Origin of the sequence: Myxococcus qinghaiensis (assembly GCF_024198215.1) — a bacterium.
Taxonomy (GTDB): domain Bacteria; phylum Myxococcota; class Myxococcia; order Myxococcales; family Myxococcaceae; genus Myxococcus; species Myxococcus qinghaiensis.
On sequence record NZ_JAKCFA010000001.1, the window covers coordinates 631,050 to 652,243 of the forward strand.

The following is a 21,194-nucleotide window of genomic DNA, read 5'->3' on the forward strand; positions in this document are numbered from 1 at the left end:
CGCCTGTCTCACCGTGTGCTCGACTCGGGTGGCTGCTCCTGGGAGTGGGCGTCCCAGCGAATCCAGCGCAGGTCCCTCACGAAGAGGGTGTAGAGGACGGGGACGAGCAGCAGCGTCAACACCGTGGCCACGGTGAGTCCGCCAATCTGCGCGTAGCACAGCGGTTGCCACAGCGGGCCGCCATGCAGCGCGAGCGGGATGAGCCCCAACACGGTGGCGGCCACCGTCACCAGCACGGGCCGCAGTCGGTGCACGCCGGCGTCGAGCAGCGACTCGCGCAGGGACTCGCCGCGCTCATGCGCCTCTTCGATGTAGTCGAAGAGGACGATGATGTGACTGACGATGACGCCCATCAGGCTGATGATGCCCAGGAAGGCCATGAAGCTGAACGGCGCGCCCATGATGACCAGGGAGACGAGCGCCGCCGCCGCGCCGAAGGGCAGGGCCGCGAAGACGACCAGCGGCTTGACGGCGTTCTTGAACTGGATGACGAGCATCACGTAGATGGCGACGATGAGCATGCCCAGCACGACGACCATGCTGGCGAAGCTCTTCTTCTGCTCCTCGGCCTCGCCGCCAATCTCCAGCGTGTAGCCGATGGGCAGGCTCTCCTGGAGCGCGTCGAGTCCGGGGCGCGCCGCCTTCATCACCTCCGACGGGAGGACGCCTTGCTGGGGGAAGGTGGCGACGGTGATGGTGCGGAACTGGTCGCGGCGGCGGATCTTCTCCGTCTGGAGCGAGTAGGTGAAGCGGGACACCTGTCGCAGCGGGACCTTCTGCGGCCCGGTGCGAGAGCTGACGTAGAGGTTCTCGATGTCGCCGAGCTGGGCGCGCTCCTCCGCGCGGAGCCGGGCCACGATGTCGATTTGATGGATGCCCTCGCGAAGCTGACCCACCGTCATGCCATTCATGGCGACGGCGGAGGACGTGGCGACGTCCAGGTTGGTGACGCCAGCGAGGTTGGCGCGGTCCGAGTCCACCTCCAGCTTCACGGAGAACGTGTCGCTGCCCCAGTCATCCCGGGTGCGTGCCGTCCCTGGGACGGCGCGGAAGAGGGCCTTGGCGCGCTCGGCGAGGGAGCGGAGCAGGGAGATGTCCTCGCCGGAGATGCGGATGGACACGGGGATGCCCACGGGCTTGCCGGTCTCCAGCTCTCGCACGTCGATGCGCGCCCCCGCGATTCGCCGCGACAAGGCCTCCTGGAACAGCGGCACCAGCAGGCGGGTGTCCTCCTTGTCTCGGACCTGGACGACGAGCTGCGCGTAGTTGAATTGCTGAAGCTCCGGCGCCACGGAGAACCAGAAGCGCGGGCCGCCACCTCCGATGAACTCCGTCACTGACTCGAGAATCTCGTGGGGCTTGTCGTCGCCCTTCGCGTGCGCCTTGCCGTAGTCCGCCGCCACCTCCTGGAGGATGCGCGTGGCCTCGCGGGCCGTGTCTCGCGTCGCGGTGAGGGTGGCGTCCTCGGGCAGCCAGACGTCCACATAGGACAGGTACGACAGGTCCTTGGGGAAGAAGGCGGACCTGACGCGGGTGCCCACCAACGCCCCCGCGATGAGGATGACCAGGGAGACGCCGACGACGAGGAGCCGGTGGTCGACGGCCCAGCCCACGACGCGTTGGTAGCGCCGGGCGAAGCTCCGAGGGCTCTGCTGGTCAATGGGCACCTCCGCGTGCTCGTGCGCGCGGAGGATGGTGGAGCCCAGCAGCGGGATGAACGTCATGGAGACGATGCGCGAGGCGACCAGGGACAGGGTGAGGACGATGGGCAGCGTGCGGATGAACCGGCCGGTGTCTCCTGGCAGCGAGAGGAAGGGCAGGTAGGCGGCGATGTTGGTGAGGGTGGCGAAGAGGATGGCCGTGGCCAGCTTCGTTGGCCCGAGCCACGCGGCGATGCGCGGCTTCCAGCCCATGGACAGCGAGCGCTTGATGGCATCGCTCGCGACGACGGGGTCGTCCACCAGCAGGCCCAGCGCGATGATGAGCGAGGCGATGGAGATCTGCTGGAGGTCCACGCCGAACACGTGCATCAGCCCGAAGGTCATCGCCAGGGTGATGGGGATGGACAGGGCCAGCAGCAGGGCGGTGCGCCACTCCCAGAAGCCGATGAGCGCGACGAGGACGACGAGGAGGATGGCCTCGTAGAGCGACGACATGAACAGGTCGACGTTCTCCTTCACCTGGAGCGGCTGGTCCGACGTGCGGCGGATGACGAGGTCCTCGGGGAGCAGCCGCTTGACGTGGGCCAGCTCCGCGTCGACCGCCTTCCCGAAGGAGTCGATCTGCTCTCCGGGCCGCATGTTGACGGCCAGGGTGATGGCGCGGTTGCGGACGAAGTGGCCCTGGGCGTCGCGCGCGTCCAGGTAGTTCAGGAAGCGGGGCGGGCTCTGGTAGTCGCGGCGGATGTCCACCAGGTCTCGCAGGTACACCGGTGTCCCGCCGCTGGGCATGGCGAGGATGTCACCCAGCTGCGTCTCGCTGGTGAGCTCGCCGGACGGGTCGATGGTGATGCTCTTCCCGCCAATCTCCACGATGCCGCCGGGCGCGGTGATGTTGCGCGAGGAGATGAGGTTGGCCAGCCCCGACTGGTTGACGCCGTAGGAGGCGAGGCGCTCCTGGGAGTACTCGAGATAGATCTTCTCCGGCAGGACTCCCGTGCGCGTCACCTTGGAGACGACGGGCAGGCGCTGGAGGTGCCGCTGGAGGGTGTCGGTGAAGTCGTCGAGCTGCCGGTGGCTGTAGCGGTCTCCGGCGTTCTCCGTCAGGCGCGCCAGGGCCTCGTTCGGCGAGCGCACGACGATGGGGCGCCACACGTCGGGATGCAGCTCGGAGAGGCTCAGGTGGTCCTGGGCGAACGCGCGCAGGTGCGCCAGCAGCTCGCCGTCGTCCAGTGACGTCGCCAGGTCCACGCCGATGAAGCCGGGGCTCTGGATGAGGCGGGCGTCATCCGTCTCTTCCAAGGTGTCGAAGAACCGACGCGCCTGCTCTCCCAGCCGCTGCATGGACGTCGCGTTGATGGCGGGGGGGAAGCTCACGACCACCGTCGCGCGCGAGTCACGGGATGTTGTCGAGGCGCGGACGTCCTCGATGGCGCGGGCGACGGCGCGAGCGCGCAGCTCCAGCTCCACGTCGTTCGCCTTCGGACTGGCCACCGTGAGCATCAGCGTGGCGGTGTCTCCGAAGTCCTTCAGGAACTGCACGGGCCCGGCGCCGGAGGGCAGGTCTCGAAGGGTGTCGAGCCGCCCCTGGATGTCGTCGAACTCCTTGGCCCGGTCCGTCACGTCTTCCTTCAGCGTGACGTAGACGACGGACAGGCTGGTGCGGCTGATGGACTCAATCTTCTCGATGCTGGCGTTCTCGGAGATCTTCTGTTCGATGCGGCGGGTGACCAGCTGCTCAATCTTCTCCGCCTCGGCCCCTGGCCACAGGCAGGTGGCCACGGCGACGCGCACGGCGATGACGGGGTCCTTCGCCTTGGGCATCTTGAAGTAGCCGTAGACGCCCCACGCGAGGGTGAAGGCGAGGAAGACCCACGCCACCTGGCGCTTCTCCGTGAAGTAGCGCGCGGTGTTGTGCTTGTGGCGCACCAGGGCTTCGTCGCGCGCCCGCTCCGACTGCTCCGGACTGGGAGGCGTGCCAGGCTCGCCGGTGGGAGCGCTCAAGGAATCACCTCGACCGCCTCGCCGTCGGACAGGAGGCTGGCCCCGGTGACGACGATGCGCTCACCGGCCTGGAGCCCCTGCTTCACGGGGATGACGTTGCCCAGGTATTCGCCGAGCGTGACTTCGCGGGCCCGCACCAGCGCCTTGCCGTCCTGGTCCTGGAGGATGAACACCGCGAAGCCGTCGGGTTTGCCGGGGGCGCGGACGATGGCGGACAGCGGCACGAGCAGCTCGGGCTGGAGCCGGGCGGTGCCTCCGTCGCGCAGCGACAGCGCGGCCACCATGCCGGGCTTGAGCCGCTGGTCCGCGTTGGGGATGGAGACCTCCACGGCGAAGACGCGACTCTTCGGGTCCGCGGACGGCGCGATTCGGGAGATGCGTCCCTCGAACTGCTGGCCGGGAAAGGCCTGGGTGATGACGGCCTGCGGGGCGCCGAGCCGGACGCTGGGCAGCAGCGTGTCAGGCACGCCGAACACCACGCGCACGCTCCGCGTCTCCGCGACGGAGAAGGCGACGGTGCCGGGCGCGGCCAGGGCGCCGACCTCCACCGCGCGCTTGAGCACCACGCCCGTCAGTGGCGAGCGCAGCTGGGTGTCATCGAGCGCGGTGCGGGCTTCCTCCACGCGCGCCCGGGCGACGGCGGCGGCCGCGGCGGCGCTGTCCCGCTGGGTGCGCGCGGCATCGAGCTGCGCGGGAGTCTGGACCTCGGCGGTGACGAGCTTCGTCGTGCGGTCGAAGTTGATCTGCGCCTGCTCCTCGGCGGCGCGGGCCTGGGCGAGCGCGGCGCGGGCCTCGGTGAGCTTCTGTGAGTAGTCCGTCTTGCGCAGCGCCGCCAGCTCCATGCCCTCGCGGACGTTGTCGCCCTCCTGGAGGATGCGGGGGCGGCCGTCGACATCCCGCACCTTGGCGATGGACTCCACGTAGCCGCCGACCTTGAAGGCCAGGTCCACGCGGGTGGCGGGCTGAATCTCGGCGGAGAAGCGCGCGTCCGCGGTCGTCCCGGAGCGCCCCACGGTGGCGATGCGCACGGCGGTGGGCGGCGCGGCGGGAGGCGGACTCCTTCCGCAGGCGAGCCCGAGCAGGGCCCACCCCATGAGAGTGAAGGCCTGGAACGACGTCCTCATGACTCGGGCTCCCGCGCTTCGACCAGCGTGTTGCGTGAAGGACAGCCCCGGTGGATGGGGGCCATCCCGTGGGAAACCTCACCACGGTGAAGAGACGGCTCGGGTGTGGGCACGGTGTGGCGGGCGTCGCGTGTCACGCGCTCGACAGGGAACTCGACGGGGATGCTCAGAGGACGACGGACACGAGCTTCGCGTGGGGAGAGCGTCACCTGCGCGCGTCACCCGAGCAGTTCCGCCTCAGGCGCGCAGGGGCAAGCCTCCCGCGCGCCGTCGTCGGGTGTCTCGTCGGACGCCTCGCTGAAGCGTGCTGGCTAGAGCGCGGTCCGCTGTCCCGGCGTGAGGAACCTCACCCGACGGTCCCCTCGAAACGCGGCGCGCACCTGGGCCTCGGTGGAGAGGGGCTCGAAAGTCCCGTAGTGCATGGGGATGATGAGGGACGGACGGAAGTACTTCTTGATGGCCAGCGCCGCGGTGTCGGGCCCCAGCGCCCAGCGTCCACCTCCCGCGGCGAGCAGGACGATGTCCGGATGGAACAGCTCCTGGATGAGCGACATGTCGCCGAAGAGCCAGGTGTCACCCGTGTGGTAGAGCGAGCGTCCATCCGCGAAGGTGAGCACGTAGCCCAGCGGTCTTCCTCCCGGCTCCGTCGAGTGCATCGCGGGCACGGCGTGCACCTGGACGTCTCCGAGCGTGAAGCCACCGCCCACGTTGACGCTGTGCTGCTGCGCTTCGGGAATCTTCATGGCCCGCAGGTGCTCACCCGTCGTGACGACGAGCGCCCCCGTCACGCGGGCCAGCTCCGGGACATCACCCGCGTGGTCTCCATGGGCGTGCGTGACGAGGATGGCCGCGGGCTTCTCCTCGGCGAAGCGAGCGAGGGACTTCCACGCGGTGGGCGTGCTCGGGTTGTCCGTCAGCCACGGGTCGATGAGCAGGCGCGTTCCTCCCGGAGAGATGACCTCGAACGCGGCGTGACCGAGCCACGTCACGCGCAGGCCACTGGAGGGCTCGGGCGCCGAGCCCGCTCGGGCCACAGGTGTGGTCGGCGCTGGGGAGTCCGACGCGGCGTGGGCTGTCGGAACGAACGACAGCGACAGCAGCAGGCACGGCACGAAGGCGTGGGGGCGTCTCATGTTCACTCCTCGGAAGGACTGCCTCGCGACCTTCGGGGGCGCGTGCCGTCTGGGAATGCACCGAGGAATAGGGGAGGGGCGGGGCTGCGGGCTTGGGCGCTATTGACGTTGACTCGCTCGGGCGTACTGGCCCGGGGTCATCCCGACGATGCGGCCGAAGTGGCGGTTGAGCTGACTCTGGTCATAGAGCCCGACCTCCACCGCGACGGTGCCCGCGGCGAGGCCTTGTTCGAGCAGCGTCTTCGCACGGGCCACGCGCAGGTGCGTCACATACTCATGAGGCGGCAGTCCCAGCTCCGCGCGAAACACGCGCAGCAGATGAAACTTGTTGAGCCCCACCGCCGCCGCGAGCGCCTCCAGTTCCACGTTTCGCGTGAAGCTCTCGTGCAGGAAGTCCCGGGCGCGTGACACCGCCGTGGGATGCGGTGCACGAGAGGGTGAGGGCTTCGTCTCTCCGTACTCGGTGAGCAGGGCCTCGAGCGTCTCCGCGACCAGCGATTCGCACTCCAGGGAGTCTGATGTCCGCAGGGCCAGCGCGTCATGGAGCGCGAGGGCAGCGAGCTCCAGGCGTCCCTGGCCGAGGGACAGCGCGGGGCTCAGGTGCGGTGTGCGCGCGAGGCCAAGCTGGTGTGCCGCTCGCTCCACCAGGACTGGCGAGAAGGTGACGGACTGCGCGGTGACGGGCGCGTGGATCCGCACGTCGCGATGCACCTCGCCCGGCTCCTTGAGTTTGATCCTCCGGCCGGGCCCATGGGTCCAGGTGCGCTTGCGGTACCAGAAGTCGAAAGCGCCGCCATACGTCACGGTGAGGCCGTAGCCCGTGGAATGGCCCGTCCACAGGCGGGTGTCATTCTCCACTCGGACCACTTGCATCTCGGGAACCGAGAGAGGGCGCCAGGTGATGACGGTGGCGGGGCGCGCGTGTGGCATGGTGTTTCGTCCTTGATGCTTTCTATCTCACGTTTAGGGTGCTTCACGAGGTAAGGGGCGTCGTGACAGTCGGGGGGGCGCGGTAAAAGCGCTGAACCGGGCCTTTTCTGGCGGCCTACCGGGCCGGAGGATGAGACATGCCAGGAGCCACAGGCGGTCAGAGCGTGGGGGGCGCACGCATGGGGACGGATGCTGAGGGCGCGTTGCGCGCGGTGCGGTCGCTCGTGGAGCTGGACGAGACGGACGAGGCGGCGCAGCTCTACGAGGAACTGGGGGCCTCGCAACGAGAGCGGCTTCGCAAGCAGGCGGCCCAAGGGCCGGTGAAGGAGCGGCGCGGACTGGTGGAGGTGCTGCGCCGCGCGAGGGATTTCCTGGGCGCCGCGCGGCTGATGGATGGCAGCGGCGACGACGCGGCGGCCGCGGACCTCTATGGCCAGAGCGGCCAGTACATGGAAGCGGCGGAGGCGTGGCTGCGCGCGGGAGACTCCGAGCGCGCGGCGGCGGCCTTCGAGCGCGGCGGAGCCCTGGAGCGGGCGCTGGAGGTCTATCGCGGCCTGGGCGCGCGCGAGTCCATGGCGCAGTGCCTGGTCCGGCTCAAGCGGCTCTTCGACGCGGCGGACCTCTACCGGGAGCTGGGCCAGCCGCACGCGGAGGTCGAAGCGCTGGGCGGAGTGACGCCCGAGGACCCGCGCTACATCGAGGCCGTGCTGCGGATGTGCCGGCTGCTCGACGTGGAGGGCTTCACGCACCGGGCGCTCGCCGTGCTGGTGGACGCGCTGGCCACCTCCGAGGTGGCTCGCGCGGAGCCCGCCATGGTGACCGAGCGTGCGCGACTCCTGCGGCGCATGGGGATGAACGCGGAGGCGGAGGCGGTGCTCGGCCGGCGCAACGCGGCCATCGCCACGCCAGCGGCCAACGGGTATCGCTTCCTCAAGGCCATCCCCATCTTCAGCGAGCTGGGCCTGGAGGACATGAAGGACCTCTACCGGCAGGCGCGGCAGGTGGTGCTCGCGCAGGGCGCCGTGGTGCTGGAGAAGGGCGAGCCCGGCGTCGGACTGCTCGTGCTCCTGGAGGGGACGGTGGACGTGTTCAGCGGGCCGGAGGCGGATGCGCGCCAGCTCAACTCGCTGGGGCCGGGCGCGTACCTGGGCGAAATCTCGCTGGTGCAGGACGCGCCGGTGTCCGCCCACGTGCGGGCACGCACGGCCGTGCGCGCGCTGCGCATCAGCCGTGCCGCCTTCGAGCACTACCTGGACACCCATGAAGCCGCGGCGCTGCGCATCTACCGGCTCTTCACCCAGAACCTCGCGGAGCGGGTGCGGGCCTTGAGCTCGTGACGCCGCGTTGTCACGGCGTCACTTCCAGGCGCAGCCCTTGATCTTCTCGCAGAAGGTCGCGTTCTCGGCCTTCTCGCAGTCCATGGCGATGCCCATGCACATCTTGGAGGCATACGAGTAGGAACACCCGGGCTGGCTGTTGCAGAAGACGCTCGAGTACACGCCGCAGAAGGTCGCCTTGCCGGTGCACTTGCCCGCGCCTCCACTCGGCGCCGCGTCGTCCTCGGTCTTCTCGGCCCCGTCCTTCCCGGGCGCCTCCTTCGCCGCTCCGTCCTCCGCGTCGCTGGGCGGCGCGGCGGGTTTCGTCTGGGTTTTCTTGTTTTGTGTCTTGTTGGAGGAGGGGCCCTCCGCACTGGCGGGAGCACAGGCGAGCATCACCGCCGTCACCAGTCCCATGACGAGTCCCAGCCGCTGCGCGTGGCGAAGCATATGCCGTCCTTTCGGCGCGGAGCCCGGTGGCTCCGCCGTGGTTTGAACAGGTCAGTGTAGAGGACTCCTTCCGGGCGTGGGGGTGGAGGCGTGCTCGGCGGCCTGCCCCACCCAAGGGGGTGGGTCCTTTTCGCGCGACTGTCATCGACGGGGGTGAATCGCGCGGATAACATGCCGCCGCTCATGGCCAGGCAGGATGGCGCCAGCGAAGATCCCGACCGGGGGCGGCGCATTGGAAAGTACGAAATCCTCACCCGCCTCTCGATGGGAGGAATGGCGGAGCTGTTCCTCGCCTTCACCTCGGGGCCGGGCGGCTTTCGCAAGTTCGTCGCCGTCAAGCAGATCCTCCCGGACATCAAGAAGGACGAGCAGTTCGTCCAGATGTTCCTGGATGAGGCGCGAATCACGGCGGCGTTCTCGCACGCGAACATCGGGCAGGTGTTCGACCTGGGCGAGGACGGCGGCGAGCTGTACCTGGCCATGGAGTTCCTGCCCGGTCAGAACCTGGAGCAGGTGGTCAAGGCCGCCGCGCGCCAGCAGTACGCGTTGCCGCTCGGCTTCATCGGCCGGGTGATTCGCGATACGTGCCTGGGGCTGCACTACGCGCACCACTTCACGGACCCCTCCGGGCGTCCCGTCTCGGTGGTGCATCGCGACGTGTCTCCGAAGAACGTGATGCTCACCTATGACGGCGTCGTCAAGGTGATCGACTTCGGCATCGCCAAGGCGCGCGGTCGGCTGGGGCGCACCCAGGTAGGCACGGTGAAGGGGACCAGCGGATACATGTCCCCGGAGCAGGTGCGCGGCCACGGGATGGACGGCCGCAGTGACTTGTTCTCCGTGGGGGTGATGCTGCACGAGATGCTCACCGGCCAGCGGCTGTTCAACGGTCCGCACGAGGCCGCGGTGATGTTGCAGATTGTCGAGGCGAACGTCGTCTCGCCCCGCGCGGGCAACCCGGACATCCCGGAGGCGCTGGACGCGGTGGTGATGCGCGCGCTGTCGCGCGACGTGGCGCAGCGCTTCGCGAGCGGCCGGGAGATGGCGCGCGCCATCGAAGCGGCGCTGGGCCCGGAGCTGTTCGACGAGGACGGCATCACCGAGGTGATGGGCGAGCTGTTCCAGGAGAAGCGCCAGAAGACGCGCACGCTGCTGGAGCTGGCCAGCAGCGCCGAGGACGCCCGTGTCAGCGAGGCGGCCGGCGCGCTGCAACAGGACGAAGTGGCCGAGCCCGGGGCCGCGACGCGGGTTCCCACGCCGCGCGCCAGGGCCGCGCCGTCAACGACGGTGCAGTCCCGCACGGATGTGAGCAGCGCGCCCAAGCCGGTGCCGCAGCGGCGTCCGGCAGCGCTCTCGGACTCGGAGCAGTCCACGCGCGTGGGCGTCGGCAGTGCGCCCAAGCCCATGCCCCAGCGGCGTCCGGCCACGGCGATGGACCCGGAGCTTCCGACGCGCGCGGGTGCTGGCAGCGGGCCCAAGGCCGTGCCGCAGCGCAGGGGCGCTTCGGAGGCCAGCTCGGCGACGCCGCGCAAGCCCCGGCTTGCCCTGGAGTCGGGACTCTCTCGCACGCCCAGGCCCCGTCCCTCGGAGGCCGAGGAGGCAGGGGAGGATTCGGAGTCGCTCGACGAGCCGAGTGAGCTGTCGACGCAGCAGTTCCGCACGCGTCCTCCGCGTCCTGGCGCGGCCCAGGCGGGTGCCCGGAGTGGCGCGCGAGGCGCCGCGCGCGGTGGGCCCGAGCGCTCGGACACGCCCCGAGAGACGCCCGTGGCGAAGCCTCCCTCGCGCTGGATGGGGCGGCTGGTGCTGCTCCTGGTGCTGGGCGGCCTGGGCTATGCGGCGACGCTGCCCGCCGTCCGCGCGCAGTTCGCGCCCGCCCTCGACTCAGCGAAGGCCTGGGTGAAGGCGGAGATGGACTCGCAGCCCGCGAAGGACCCCGCGGAGGCAGCGCCCTGGCCGCCGCAGCAGAAGCCGGGACCTCCGCCGGGTTTCCCGGGCACGACGCCTCCGGTGGATCCGCGCCCGGGCGCGCAGGCCGCCATCCCCGAGCCCGCTCCCGACGAGCCGGAGATCGTCGAGAAGGCCCCGTCGCCAGAGCCCGCCGCTCCGCCCGCCGTGCGCACCGCGTCCGCCACGTCTGTGCGCAAGGGGAAGGACGCCGCGACGTCGCCGACCGGGAAGGGTGGGGCGGAGGCCTCCAGCAAGCCGACCCCGAGGCGCGTCGACAGCAAGGCGAAGGACGTGCCCGAGCCGGTCACCACCGTGACGCAGGAAGAAGACCTCACGAAGGTAATCGACACCAGCACGCCCAAGGGCGCCGCGGCGGCGGGCATGGGGTGGATCACCCTCTACACGGTGCCTCGGGCGGCCGTGTTCGACGGCGCCACCCAGTTGGGTACTTCGCCGCTGCAGAAGTTCCCGCTGCCGGTGGGGACCTACACGTTGAGGCTGGTCGACCCCACGAACGCGGACGTGGTGAGCCGTCGGTTGTCGGCGCCCATCCGTCCCGGTGAGGTGACGAAGCTGCAGATTCGACTGGAGGACCTCCCTCTGTACAAGGAGTGAGCGCCGTCCTTGACGCTCCCGGACCCCCTCACTAGGGTCTGCGGGTTCCTCCTTCGACGCACCGCGAGAAGGACACCCAAAGCTATGTATTTCCAGGATCTGATCTTCACGCTCCAGAAGCATTGGGCCGACCAGGGCTGCATCAACACGCAGCCGTACGACCTCGAGGTCGGCGCCGGCACCATGGCCCCGTACACGTTTCTTCGCGCCCTCGGCCCGGAGCCCTGGAACGTGGCGTACGTGCAGCCCTCGCGTCGCCCCGCGGACGGTCGGTTCGGTGAGAACCCGAACCGTCTGTTCCAGCACCACCAGTTCCAGGTCATCCTCAAGCCCGCGCCGAAGAACGTGCAGGAGCTGTATCTGGAGTCGCTGCGGAAGATTCGCATCGACCCGCTGGAGCACGACATCCGGTTCGTCGAGGACGACTGGGAGTCTCCCACGCTCGGCGCCTGGGGCCTGGGCTGGGAGGTGTGGTGCGACGGCATGGAGGTGACGCAGTTCACCTACTTCCAGCAGTGCGGCGGCTTCGACTGCAAGCCCGTCTCCGCGGAGCTGACCTACGGGTTGGAGCGCATCTGCATGTACCTGCAGAACGTGGAGAACGTCTTCGACATTGAATGGGTCAAGGGCGTGAAGTACCGCGAGGTGTTCCACCCGAACGAGGTGGAGATGAGCCGGTACGCGCTCCAGGAGTCGGACGCGTCCATGCTCTTCGCGCTGTTCGACGCGTACGAGAAGGAGTGCAAGCGCCTCATCGAGCGGCAGTTGCCGCTGCCGGCATATGACTTCGCGCTGAAGTGCTCGCACACGTTCAACCTGCTGGATGCGCGTGGTGCCATCTCCGTCACGGAGCGCGCGGCGTTCATCAAGCGCGTGCGCGACAACGCGCGCCTGTGCGCGGAGGGCTACCTCCAGATGCGCGAGCGGCTGGGCTACCCGCTGCTGAAGACGCCGTGGACGGTGGGAGAGCAGCCGGCCATCCTCGAGGGCAAGCCCGCCAGCGAGTACTGGAAGACGGTGCAGCTCAACAAGCCGGTGGAGAAGAAGGAGAAGGCGGAGGTGACTCGTGGCGCGTGATCTGCTGCTGGAAATCGGCGCGGAGGAGATTCCCGCGTCGTTCATCGGCCCCGCGCTGGAGGACCTGCGTCGCGTGCTGACGGAGCGCATGACGGAGGCGCGCCTGAAGCACGGAGAGGTGAGCGTCTACGGCACTCCCCGGCGGCTGGCGGTGTTGGTGCGGGACGTGGCGGACGCGGGCGAGGACGTGGTGAAGGAGGTGCTGGGGCCCAGCGCCAAGGCCGCGTTCGACGCCGAGGGCAAGCCCACCAAGGCGGCGGAGAAGTTCGCCGAGAGCCTCAAGCTGTCGGTGGACAAGCTGGGGCGCTCGCAGACGGCCAAGGGCGAGTACCTGTCCGCGCGCGTGGAGGAGAAGGGGCGCCCGGCGGCGGACACGCTGAAGGACGCGCTGCACGTCGCGGTGCACTCCATCAACTTCCGCAAGTCCATGCGCTGGGGTGACGTGGAGTCGTCCTTCGCGCGCCCGGTGCAGTGGCTGGTGGCGCTGCTGGGCGGGGACGTGATTCCCGTCGTCTTCGGCGACGTGAAGAGCGGCCGGACCACCCATGGTCACCGGTTCCTCTCGCCCGGCGCCATCGAGCTGAAGGCGCCCGCGGACTACGAGGCCGCGCTGGCGAAGGCGAACGTCGTCGCGGACATCGCCAAGCGCCGCGCGCAACTGGTGGAGAAGCTGGCGGCGGCGGCGAAGGCGGCCGGCGGCAAGCTGCTGGAGGACGAGGGACTCGTCGATCAGGTGACGAACCTGGTGGAGCTGCCCAGCCCCGTCGTGGGGACGTTCGAGGAGCGGCACCTGGACCTGCCCCCGGAGGTACTGGTGCAGGAGATGAAGAGCCACCAGCGCTACTTCTCGCTGGTGGACGGGGCGGGGAAGCTCCTGCCCAAGTTCATCGCCGTCTCCAACACGCCCGTGCGCGACGAGCAGCTGAGCCTGCGCGGCTACCAGCGCGTGCTGCGCGCGCGTCTGGCGGACGGCCGGTTCTTCTACGACGAGGACCGCAAGACGCCGCTGATGGACCGCGTGGAGAAGCTGGGCCGCGTGGTGTGGCAGGGGCAGCTGGGCACGTATCTGGAGAAGGTCGAGCGCTTCCGCACGCTGGGCGTGTGGCTGGCGGTCCAGACGAAGCGGGCAGGGGAGAGCGCGACCATTGAACGCGCCGCCACGCTGGCCAAGGCGGACCTGGTCACCGGCATGGTGGGCGAGTTCCCGGAGCTCCAGGGCGTCATGGGCCGCGAGTACGCGCGCGCCAGTGGCGAGCCGGAGGCGGTGGCCCAGGCCATCTTCGAGCACTACCTGCCTCGCGGCGCCGAGGACGCGCTGCCCACGCAGGACGCGGGCGCGCTCATCGGCATCGCGGACCGGCTGGACTCGCTGTGCGGCATCTTCGCCATCGGCAAGGCGCCCAGCGGCGCGGCGGACCCGTTCGGGTTGCGCCGGGCGTGCATCGCCATCATCCGGCTGGTGCTGGGGCGGGGCTACCGCTTCAGCCTGGCGGCCGCGGTGGACGAGGCGCTGCGGCTGCTCGCGCCCAAGCTGGCCAACGTCAAGCGCAAGGCCGGTGACGCCGCGCCCCGTGAGCAGGTGCTGGAGTTCTTCCGGGGGCGCCTCAAGTCCCTGTGGGGTGAGCAGCACCGCACGGACGTGGTGGAGGCGGTGCTGGCGGCCGGGTTCGACGACCTCGTCGCCGCGCACAAGCGCCTGGAGGCGCTGAGCCTCATCGTCGGGCGCGCGGACTTCCAGCCCCTGGCCGTGGCCTTCAAGCGCGTGGTCAACATCGTGGAGAAGCAGGGCCGCGACGTGGCGGGCGGGCAGACGCAGGCCCAGAAGCTGGTGGACGACGCCGAGCGTCAGCTCCACTCCGCCTTCACCCAGGCCCGTACTGCCGTGGCGGGGTTCGTCCAGTCGGACGACTTCTCCGGCGCCCTGAAGGAGATCACCGGCCTGAAGCCCGCCGTGGACACCTTCTTCGACAAGGTGATGGTGATGGCCGAGGACAAGGAGCTGCGGGAGAACCGCATCCGGCTCCTCGTGGAGATTGGCGCCCTGTTCAACCAGGTGGCCGACTTCTCGAAGATCCAGGCCGAAGCCGCCGCCTGACGGCCGTCCCGAGGTTGCCTGCTCCCCGGGGGATGAAGCACGTCCCCGGGGGCGCCGGTTCGTCGGTTTGCGGGCTCCCGGGAATGCAGGGGCCCCTTTCCGGTTGCCCGGGGGGAGGCCCCTTCCTACACTCCGCCCCCCTCTGATGCGCGCCTACCTTGTCACCTCCGTGCTGCTGCTCGTGTCGTGTTCCGTCGACTCCGAGCCGAAGCCTCCGCCGTCCACTCGCCTCGTCTATCCGAGCGGTGTCGCCTTCTGGCGCCCCGAGGCCACCACTTCCACGAATGGATTTTTGTACGTGGCGGGGGCGAACTTCGACAAGTGCTACGGCTCCGGCGCGGTGACGGCGCTGGACCTCGACGCCCTGGGCCTGCGGCCCTTCGGCAAGGACTTCACCGACGCCGCGGAGGTGGAAGCCTTCCCCGCGCGCATCACCGACCTGCACGTGACGGAGCCAGCCTTCGTCTTCATCGACAGCTTCGCGGGTGAGATGGCGCTGTGGAGTCCGCCCGGCCGCCCACCCCGGCTGTTCATCCCGACGCGCGACGAAAGCAGCTTCCTCCAGGTCATCGACGTGTCGGATGACGGCGCGAACCTGAGCTGTGAGCAGGGTGGTGGCGGACGCGACTGCCGGGTGGATGCCCTGTCGCTGGTGGGCGTCCCGGGGTCGTCGAAGGACGGCGTGCCCGGCGCCCCGTCCCCCATGGGCGTCGCCGTGGAGCGCACCAACCCGGACGCCCGGGTGTGGGTGACGCACACGGAGCTGGTGGGCCCGCCCACCGCCGAGTCCCAGAGCGAGCTCCAGTCGTACCTGGTCGACCTTCCCGCCTCGGCGCCCGACCGCGCGGAGCTGAGCACGTCCAGCTTCGTCCCGCTGGGCGTCAACGGGCTTCTGGCGGGCGCGGCGCACTCGGTGGCCATCGGCGGCCGGTACCTCTACGCCTCCGGGCGCAACTCCTCCACGAACCAGCTGGGGGCGCTCGCCGCCAGCTACGTGTTGAGGCTGGTGGACCGCACGAATACCGAGCGGGTGCTCGAGTCCGACCTGCGGGCCATCTACTCCATCCGCGAGGCGCGCGGCATCGCGGTGGCCCCGCTGATGATGCGCGACAACCCCACGCAGGTGGACCCCAACCGCGAGCGCGTCTACCTGCTGGCGCGTGGCCCTGACACGCTGCTCGTGCTCGACATCGAGAACGCGCTGTCGGACCTGCCCACGCTGCGGGTGGTGTCCGCGCAGTCGCTGCCGGAGGGCGCCAGCGAGCTGGAGGTCATCAACCGCGGGCCGGGCCGGGGCAGCCTGGTGGCGGTGACGGGCAGCGGCGACGAGGCCGTCTCCATCTACGACGAAGAGGTGGGGCAGCTCGTCGCCCAGGTGCTCGTGGGAGAGCAGGACCCGGCCCAGCCCAGCCAGCCCTTCGGGCTGACGGCGGACGTGCGAAACAACGCGGCGCGCCTGTTCGCGACGACGTTTGGCGACGGCCGTGTCGCCGTCATCGATATTCCCAACCTCGACCGGCCGCAGGATGCGCGGCGGGTCGCCCTGCTCGGCGTGCAGCAGCTCCGCGACACGCGGCAGGGCACCAGTGTGTGTCAGGAGTCCTCGCCGTGAAGCGCGCAACCCTCACCGTCCTCGTCGCGTGCGCCGGGCTGACCGTCGGTTGCTCCGACACCCAGGCCACGACGGGCTTCGCCGGACTGTCCGGCACCTATGACCTGACCCTCGTCGGCGACCTGGTCTTCGTCACGTCCTCGGACCGTGACGAGCTCCAGGTGCTGGACCTGGCGGCCAACCCCAAGCAGTTCATCTCCGCGCCCAACCCGCTCCAGACGCTGGCCATCCCGGTGCTGGACCGGCCGGACTCGCTCACGCACGACGTGGGCTTCAAGGCGGACGGCTCGGAGCTTCCGGGGCCGTATGTCTACGCGCGCAGCGCCGGCGCCTCGCAGATCTCCGTGGTGGCCGCCGCCCGTGAGCGGCTGGTGCAGATGCAGCGGTTCACCGGACGCAGCCTGGTGACGGCCTTCGCGGCCCGCTCGCCAGACGTGCGCCCCGAGGGCGAGCCGCCCGCGCCGAGCGTGCTCTACTACGCCATCCAGGACCCCGACGCGCTCCTGGACACGGACACTGGCGGGGCGCGCATCGAGCGCCAGCTGGTGCCAGGCCCCGAGGCGCTCGAGGCCGGAGAGGTCGCTCCGCCCTCGGTGACGTTGTTCTGTCTCCAGGTGGGAGAGTCCGTCCAGGCGATGACGGTGCTGCCCGGCAACCAGCTCGTGGTGGCCACGCGGCAGGCGTCCGGGCAGGCCGGGCGCACGCTGGTGGTGACGGACACGAATCCGACGGTGAGCGCGGACTGCCTCACGCCCTCAGCGGCGACGCGGGATTTGTCCGCGGGCTTCGACAACACGCCCGTGCGCTTCGTGGTCTCCCATCCTCGCGTGGTGCTCCGGCAGGACGACCCGTCGACTACGACCGTGAACGAGTTCGCCGAGATGCTCGCGGGTCAGTTCGTCTATGGCATCAAGGACGAGGTCGCCTGTGGCGGAGCGCCGGAGTGCACCGGCGTGCTCGCGGTGGACACGGCCACGGGCTTGCGCGCCGTGGACCTGAGCGGCGCGCCCATGTTCCCCATCCGTCCCCCGGACGGCCTGCCCACGGGCCTGGCGCTCGTCCCGAGCGCGAACCTGCAGTTCATCGTCATTGGCGAGGGCGGCACGGTGGTGACGAACGCCGTCGGCTCGGTGCCGCTGCTCGGCGTGCTGCCCTCGTCCAACGGCACCATCACCATGTTCTCCGCGGGAGACCGGCGTCACTTCGACCTGGACGCGCGCAAGGCGTTCTTCACCGCGGTGGCCCGCAACGCGTCGGAGGAGGCGATCGACATCGGCAACGTGGCCACGCTCGTCGACGTGTCGCAGACCCAGAGCTACCCGTGCGATCCGGCAAACCCCACCGGGCCCAGGACCGACGACCAGAAGGGCCTCTTCGAGGGCTCGGTGCCGGACGGCATCTTCCGCTTCGTCTACCAGGGCGCGTTCCCCGGGATGATCGACCTGCAGCGTGACCTGTCGACGCCGACGACCTTCGAGGTCCCCCAGGCCGCCGAGGCCAGCCGGCAGGTGAGGGTAGGGGACGCCATCGTCCTGGCCAGCCTGGACATCCTCTGCACGACGGACCTGATCGTGTCGTCGATCCAGCCCGCGGCGGAAGCGGGGAAGGTGCGGTTGGAGACGCTCACCGCCATTCCGGAGAGCTGCTCGCAGCTGCCGCTCTTCACGGTGCGTGCGTTGGGAGACCAGCCCTTCCTGCTGGTGGACCAGAACGGCACCCTGCTGTCCCGAGACGTGACCGGCGTCGGCTCCGGATATGAGATTCCGACGGCCTACTCCTTCCACCCGACGGACTTCCTGTCGACGACGTCGCTGCTGGGCTGCGCCTCCGGCGCACTGACGGTGCCCCTCTATCCGTCGACGCCGCCTCCCGTGCGCCTGCGCGCGGAACCCATCCAGAGCCTCACCCGAGGCGACCGCTACGTGGTGACGGTGGGCTCGGGCGTCGCCACCTACGTCGCCGGAGTGGATACCTCCAACAACTCGGGAGCGGCGCTGCAGTTCTACACGCTGCCCGGGCCGGTGGCGGCCTCCCAGGCAGGCGGCACGGGGCTGGCCTACATCGCCTACCCCTCCGCTGATGGAATTCTACAGGTAAACCTGGAGCTGCTCTTCCCCAACGCCCTCAACGCCCAGGCCCTGGTGAGGCTCGACTAATTGGGCGTGGCCTGGGGTGTCTGATAGAGTCCGGGTCATCCTGTACCGTCCGAGTCAAGACCGATGATCGATCAGAACTCACGCCCCGCCCGCAAGGTCGGAATCGCCGACCACTTGTGGGACACGTACGAAGAGATGGCCCAGCAGATGGGCTCGGACCGCGATGCGCTGATCAACCAGGCGCTCTTCATGTTCGCGCGTCTGAACGGCTTCATCGAGGCACGCTCCCGAGCGGAGGCGCACGCCGCGCCCGCCGCCGTGGCCGCGCCCGCGCGTCCGGCCCCCGTCTCCGCGGCTCCCGCTCCCCGTGCCTCCGCTCCTCCAGTGCTGGCGCCCGCGCCCGCTCCGAAGGCGGAGCCGCCTCCCCCGCCTCGTCCCGGTGGCCGCTCGGCCGCCGCGGAGGAGCGCGCTTCCGCCAACGGCCTGGACAACGACCCGGTGCGCCGCGAGGTGGCCGAGCGCGTCCTGGAGACGGCCGCGGAGCTGGAGCGCCTCATCAAGGGCAAGAACGAGCCGCCCCCTCCCAACGACGACATGGTCGAGGAGGATGAGGAGCCCCTGCCCGATCAGGACGACCCGGGGCTCGAGGACGAGCAGGCCGAGCCCGAGGAGGAGGAGCAGGTCGACGAGCTCCCCGAGGAGGACGAGGGCTCCGCCCTGTACCTCGTCACGGAGTCGGGAGACCAGGAGCGCATCATCAAGGAGCGCTTCGTCATCGGCCGCGGCAAGCACTGCGACTTCGTCATCAACTCCGGGAAGGTCTCCCGCGAGCACGCCGTCATCTCCCAGGAAGGCCACGATTGGATCATCGAGGACCTGGGCTCCTCCAACGGCACCTGGTTCAACAAGCAGCGAATCAAGCGCCGGAAGATTGAAGACGGGGACGAGTACTTCATCTGCAGCGAGAAGATCCGCCTCGTGGTCCGGTGAGTGGACCCCGTCTTCCGGGGCGACCCGCTGTTCGCCAATTGACGGCCTCCAGGCGTCCCTGGTTTGATACCGGACGCCTGGACGCGAATGGGACAGGCGACGGATGACGCCTGGACACATCGCGCTGTGGACGGTCCTTGGAGTAGCCCTGGTGATCTCGGTGGTGACGGACGTCATGCGCCGGGAGATCCTCGACGTGGTCACCTACCCGCTGATGGCGGTGGGGCTGGGAGTACGCCTCGCCACCGAGGGGGTGGGAGGGCTGGGAGACGGGCTGCTCAGCGGCCTGGTGTCGGGCGTGGGCATGGCACTGTTGCTGGTGCCGGCGGCGGCGCGGGGGCAGATGGGGTGGGGTGACGTGAAGTTGATGGGTGGGGTGGGCGCTGTCCTGGGATTTCCGGCGTCGATGGCGGCCGCCGCGTTCATCTCCCTGGCAGGCGCGGCCCAGGCAGTGGTTTCGCTCCTGTGGCAAGGGGCGGTCTGGGACACGGTGTCGGCGGCGTTGCGGCGATGGGCGGTGCGACTGCACCTGGCGCGCTCGGACGCGCAGCCTGCCGCGCGGCGTCATATCCCCTACGGGGTGGCCATCGCGCTCGGAACCTTCTGGGCGCTGTGGTGGCAGCACGAAAGCTTGGGTTAGCGCAGGGACTTGGAAGAGGGGACACGCACGATGTTCACACGCTTCACGCATGCCGCCGCGCTTGGCGCACTCGTTGCCATGGTGGCCAGTGGCTCCGCCCTGGCCCAGGATGGCACCAGCGTCAGCCTCGGGGTAGGCGCCCAGAAGGTTCTCACCATTCCAGGCCTCAGCAAGGTGGCCCTCGGTGACCCCGCCATCGCCGAGGTGAAGACGCTCGGCTCCGGTCAGCTCCTCATCACCGGCCAGGCCGAGGGCAAGACGACACTGCTCATCTGGAAGACCACGGGGCAGCGCGTCAGCTACCTCGTGAACGTCCGCAAGCAGGACCCCAACGAGGTCATCTCGGAGATCAAGCGCCTGTTGGGCGAAATCGAAGGCGTCTCCGTGCGCATGGTGGGTGACCGCATCTACCTGGACGGTCAGGCGTACACCACGCAGGACGCGGACCGCATCGACCAGGTGGTGGGCCTGTATCCGAACGTGAAGTCGTTCGTGAAGATCGCCCCCAACGCCAAGAAGCTGGTGGCGCAGAACCTGAACGCGGCGTTCCAGAAGGCGGGCCTGAAGAACGTGCAGGCCAACGTCGTCGGCGCGACCATCTTCCTGGAGGGCTCCGTGGAGAGCCAGCAGGACCTCCAGAAGGCGGAGCTGATCACGAAGGCCATTGGCGAGAAGGTGGAGAACCTGCTCGTCGTCGGCATCAAGCGGATGATCCTCTCCGAGGTCCAGTTCGTCGAAATCCGCCGCAACAGCAGAGATCGCTACGGCATCCGCTACCCGTTGGATATCACGGGCTCTGCGACGGCCGCGGCCACGGTGACGCAGGAGCTGTTCCCGGGCACCTTCGGGCAGGGCGGCTCCAACCTGGGCCTGACGGCGGGCGCGGACTTCTCCATCGGCTTCCAGGGCAACGACGGCTACGGCCGCCTGCTCGCGCAGCCCAAGCTGGTGTGCGCCAGCGGTGAGAAGGCGGAGTTCCTGGCCGGTGGCGAGGTTCCCATCCCCCTCATCACCAACAACCAGTTCTCCATCGAGTACAAGAAGTACGGCGTCATCCTGAACCTGCGCCCCACCGCGGACCGCAACGGCAACATCCAGACGGAGATCGAGGCCGAGGCCTCTGAAATCGACACCTCCGTGGCCGTGTCCATCGGCGGTTCCTCCACGGTGCCCGGCTTCCGCACCCGCAAGGTGAAGACGAACGTCACCGTGCGCCACGGAGAGACCATCGTCCTGTCCGGCGTGTTCAGCCACGACGAGCAGAAGTCCATCTCGAAGATTCCCGGCCTGGGTCACATCCCCATCATCGGTGAGCTCTTCAAGAGCCGCGGGTTCGACTCCACCAAGCGCGAGCTGGTCATCTTCGTGACTCCGCGCATCGTCAACCCGGACTCGGACAAGGTCCGCACCATCATCGAGGACGTGAAGAGCCGCTACAAGCAGGCCCGGTCCGAGGTGAACTTCAACATCTTCGACTGACGCTCGGGGCGCCTTGAAGGCGCCTGGA

The 21,194-nt window shown here is 69.4% G+C and carries 14 protein-coding genes; 9 read left to right on the forward strand and 5 right to left on the reverse strand.

From position 1 onward, the window contains the following. Positions 1-8: 8 nt before the first annotated feature. From LZ199_RS02600 to LZ199_RS02615, 4 genes are all read right to left on the reverse strand, one after another. A complete protein-coding gene (locus LZ199_RS02600) occupies positions 9-3,662 on the reverse strand; it encodes an efflux RND transporter permease subunit (RefSeq protein WP_253992026.1) in 3,654 nt (1,217 codons plus the stop codon). Continuing rightward, positions 3,659-4,786, reverse strand: a complete 1,128-nt coding sequence (locus tag LZ199_RS02605; protein WP_253992027.1) for an efflux RND transporter periplasmic adaptor subunit — start codon at positions 4,784-4,786, stop codon at positions 3,659-3,661. The genes LZ199_RS02600 and LZ199_RS02605 overlap by 4 nt, the downstream gene beginning before the upstream one ends. A gap of 311 nt (positions 4,787-5,097) precedes the next feature. After that, on the reverse strand, positions 5,098-5,919 hold the full coding sequence (locus LZ199_RS02610; RefSeq protein WP_253992028.1) for a metal-dependent hydrolase: 822 nt from the start codon (positions 5,917-5,919) through the stop codon (positions 5,098-5,100). Positions 5,920-6,018: 99 nt separating this feature from the next. Continuing rightward, the gene (locus tag LZ199_RS02615; protein ID WP_253992029.1) at positions 6,019-6,849 is read right to left on the reverse strand and encodes a helix-turn-helix domain-containing protein; all 831 of its coding nucleotides are present in this window, start codon (positions 6,847-6,849) and stop codon (positions 6,019-6,021) included. 137 nt (positions 6,850-6,986) lie between these two features. On the opposite strand from LZ199_RS02615, the gene LZ199_RS02620 reads away from it, so the two are divergent. Further along, on the forward strand, positions 6,987-8,186 hold the full coding sequence (locus tag LZ199_RS02620) for a cyclic nucleotide-binding domain-containing protein (RefSeq protein ID WP_407667155.1): 1,200 nt from the start codon (positions 6,987-6,989) through the stop codon (positions 8,184-8,186). Positions 8,187-8,204: 18 nt separating this feature from the next. On the opposite strand, the gene LZ199_RS02625 is transcribed toward LZ199_RS02620, so the two are convergent. Then, on the reverse strand, positions 8,205-8,615 hold the full coding sequence (locus tag LZ199_RS02625) for a hypothetical protein (RefSeq protein WP_253992031.1): 411 nt from the start codon (positions 8,613-8,615) through the stop codon (positions 8,205-8,207). Between the two features lie 183 nt (positions 8,616-8,798). Between LZ199_RS02625 and LZ199_RS02630 the strand changes: the two genes are divergently transcribed. The 8 genes from LZ199_RS02630 to LZ199_RS02665 all read left to right on the forward strand — a co-directional run bounded on the left by LZ199_RS02630 (position 8,799) and on the right by LZ199_RS02665 (position 21,166). Continuing rightward, the gene (locus LZ199_RS02630) at positions 8,799-11,177 is read left to right on the forward strand and encodes a protein kinase domain-containing protein (RefSeq protein WP_253992032.1); all 2,379 of its coding nucleotides are present in this window, start codon (positions 8,799-8,801) and stop codon (positions 11,175-11,177) included. Between the two features lie 84 nt (positions 11,178-11,261). Beyond that, a complete protein-coding gene (glyQ, locus tag LZ199_RS02635; RefSeq protein ID WP_253992033.1) occupies positions 11,262-12,254 on the forward strand; it encodes a glycine--tRNA ligase subunit alpha in 993 nt (330 codons plus the stop codon). Next, complete coding sequence (glyS, locus tag LZ199_RS02640; protein ID WP_253992034.1) at positions 12,244-14,349, forward strand: glycine--tRNA ligase subunit beta; 2,106 nt, start codon at positions 12,244-12,246, stop codon at positions 14,347-14,349. Before glyQ ends, glyS begins: the two co-directional genes overlap by 11 nt. A 145-nt stretch (positions 14,350-14,494) precedes the next feature. Then, entirely contained in the window at positions 14,495-15,961 is a 1,467-nt protein-coding gene (locus tag LZ199_RS02645; RefSeq protein WP_253992035.1) for a YncE family protein, read from the forward strand. Then, positions 15,958-18,117, forward strand: coding sequence for a hypothetical protein (locus LZ199_RS02650; RefSeq protein ID WP_253992036.1), 2,160 nt, complete (start codon positions 15,958-15,960; stop codon positions 18,115-18,117). Before LZ199_RS02645 ends, LZ199_RS02650 begins: the two co-directional genes overlap by 4 nt. A 63-nt stretch (positions 18,118-18,180) precedes the next feature. Continuing rightward, positions 18,181-19,047, forward strand: a complete 867-nt coding sequence (locus LZ199_RS02655) for an FHA domain-containing protein (protein WP_253992037.1) — start codon at positions 18,181-18,183, stop codon at positions 19,045-19,047. Positions 19,048-19,150: 103 nt separating this feature from the next. After that, a complete protein-coding gene (locus LZ199_RS02660) occupies positions 19,151-19,687 on the forward strand; it encodes an A24 family peptidase (RefSeq protein ID WP_253992038.1) in 537 nt (178 codons plus the stop codon). A gap of 30 nt (positions 19,688-19,717) precedes the next feature. After that, a complete protein-coding gene (locus tag LZ199_RS02665; protein WP_253992039.1) occupies positions 19,718-21,166 on the forward strand; it encodes a type II and III secretion system protein family protein in 1,449 nt (482 codons plus the stop codon). Positions 21,167-21,194 lie beyond the last annotated feature (28 nt).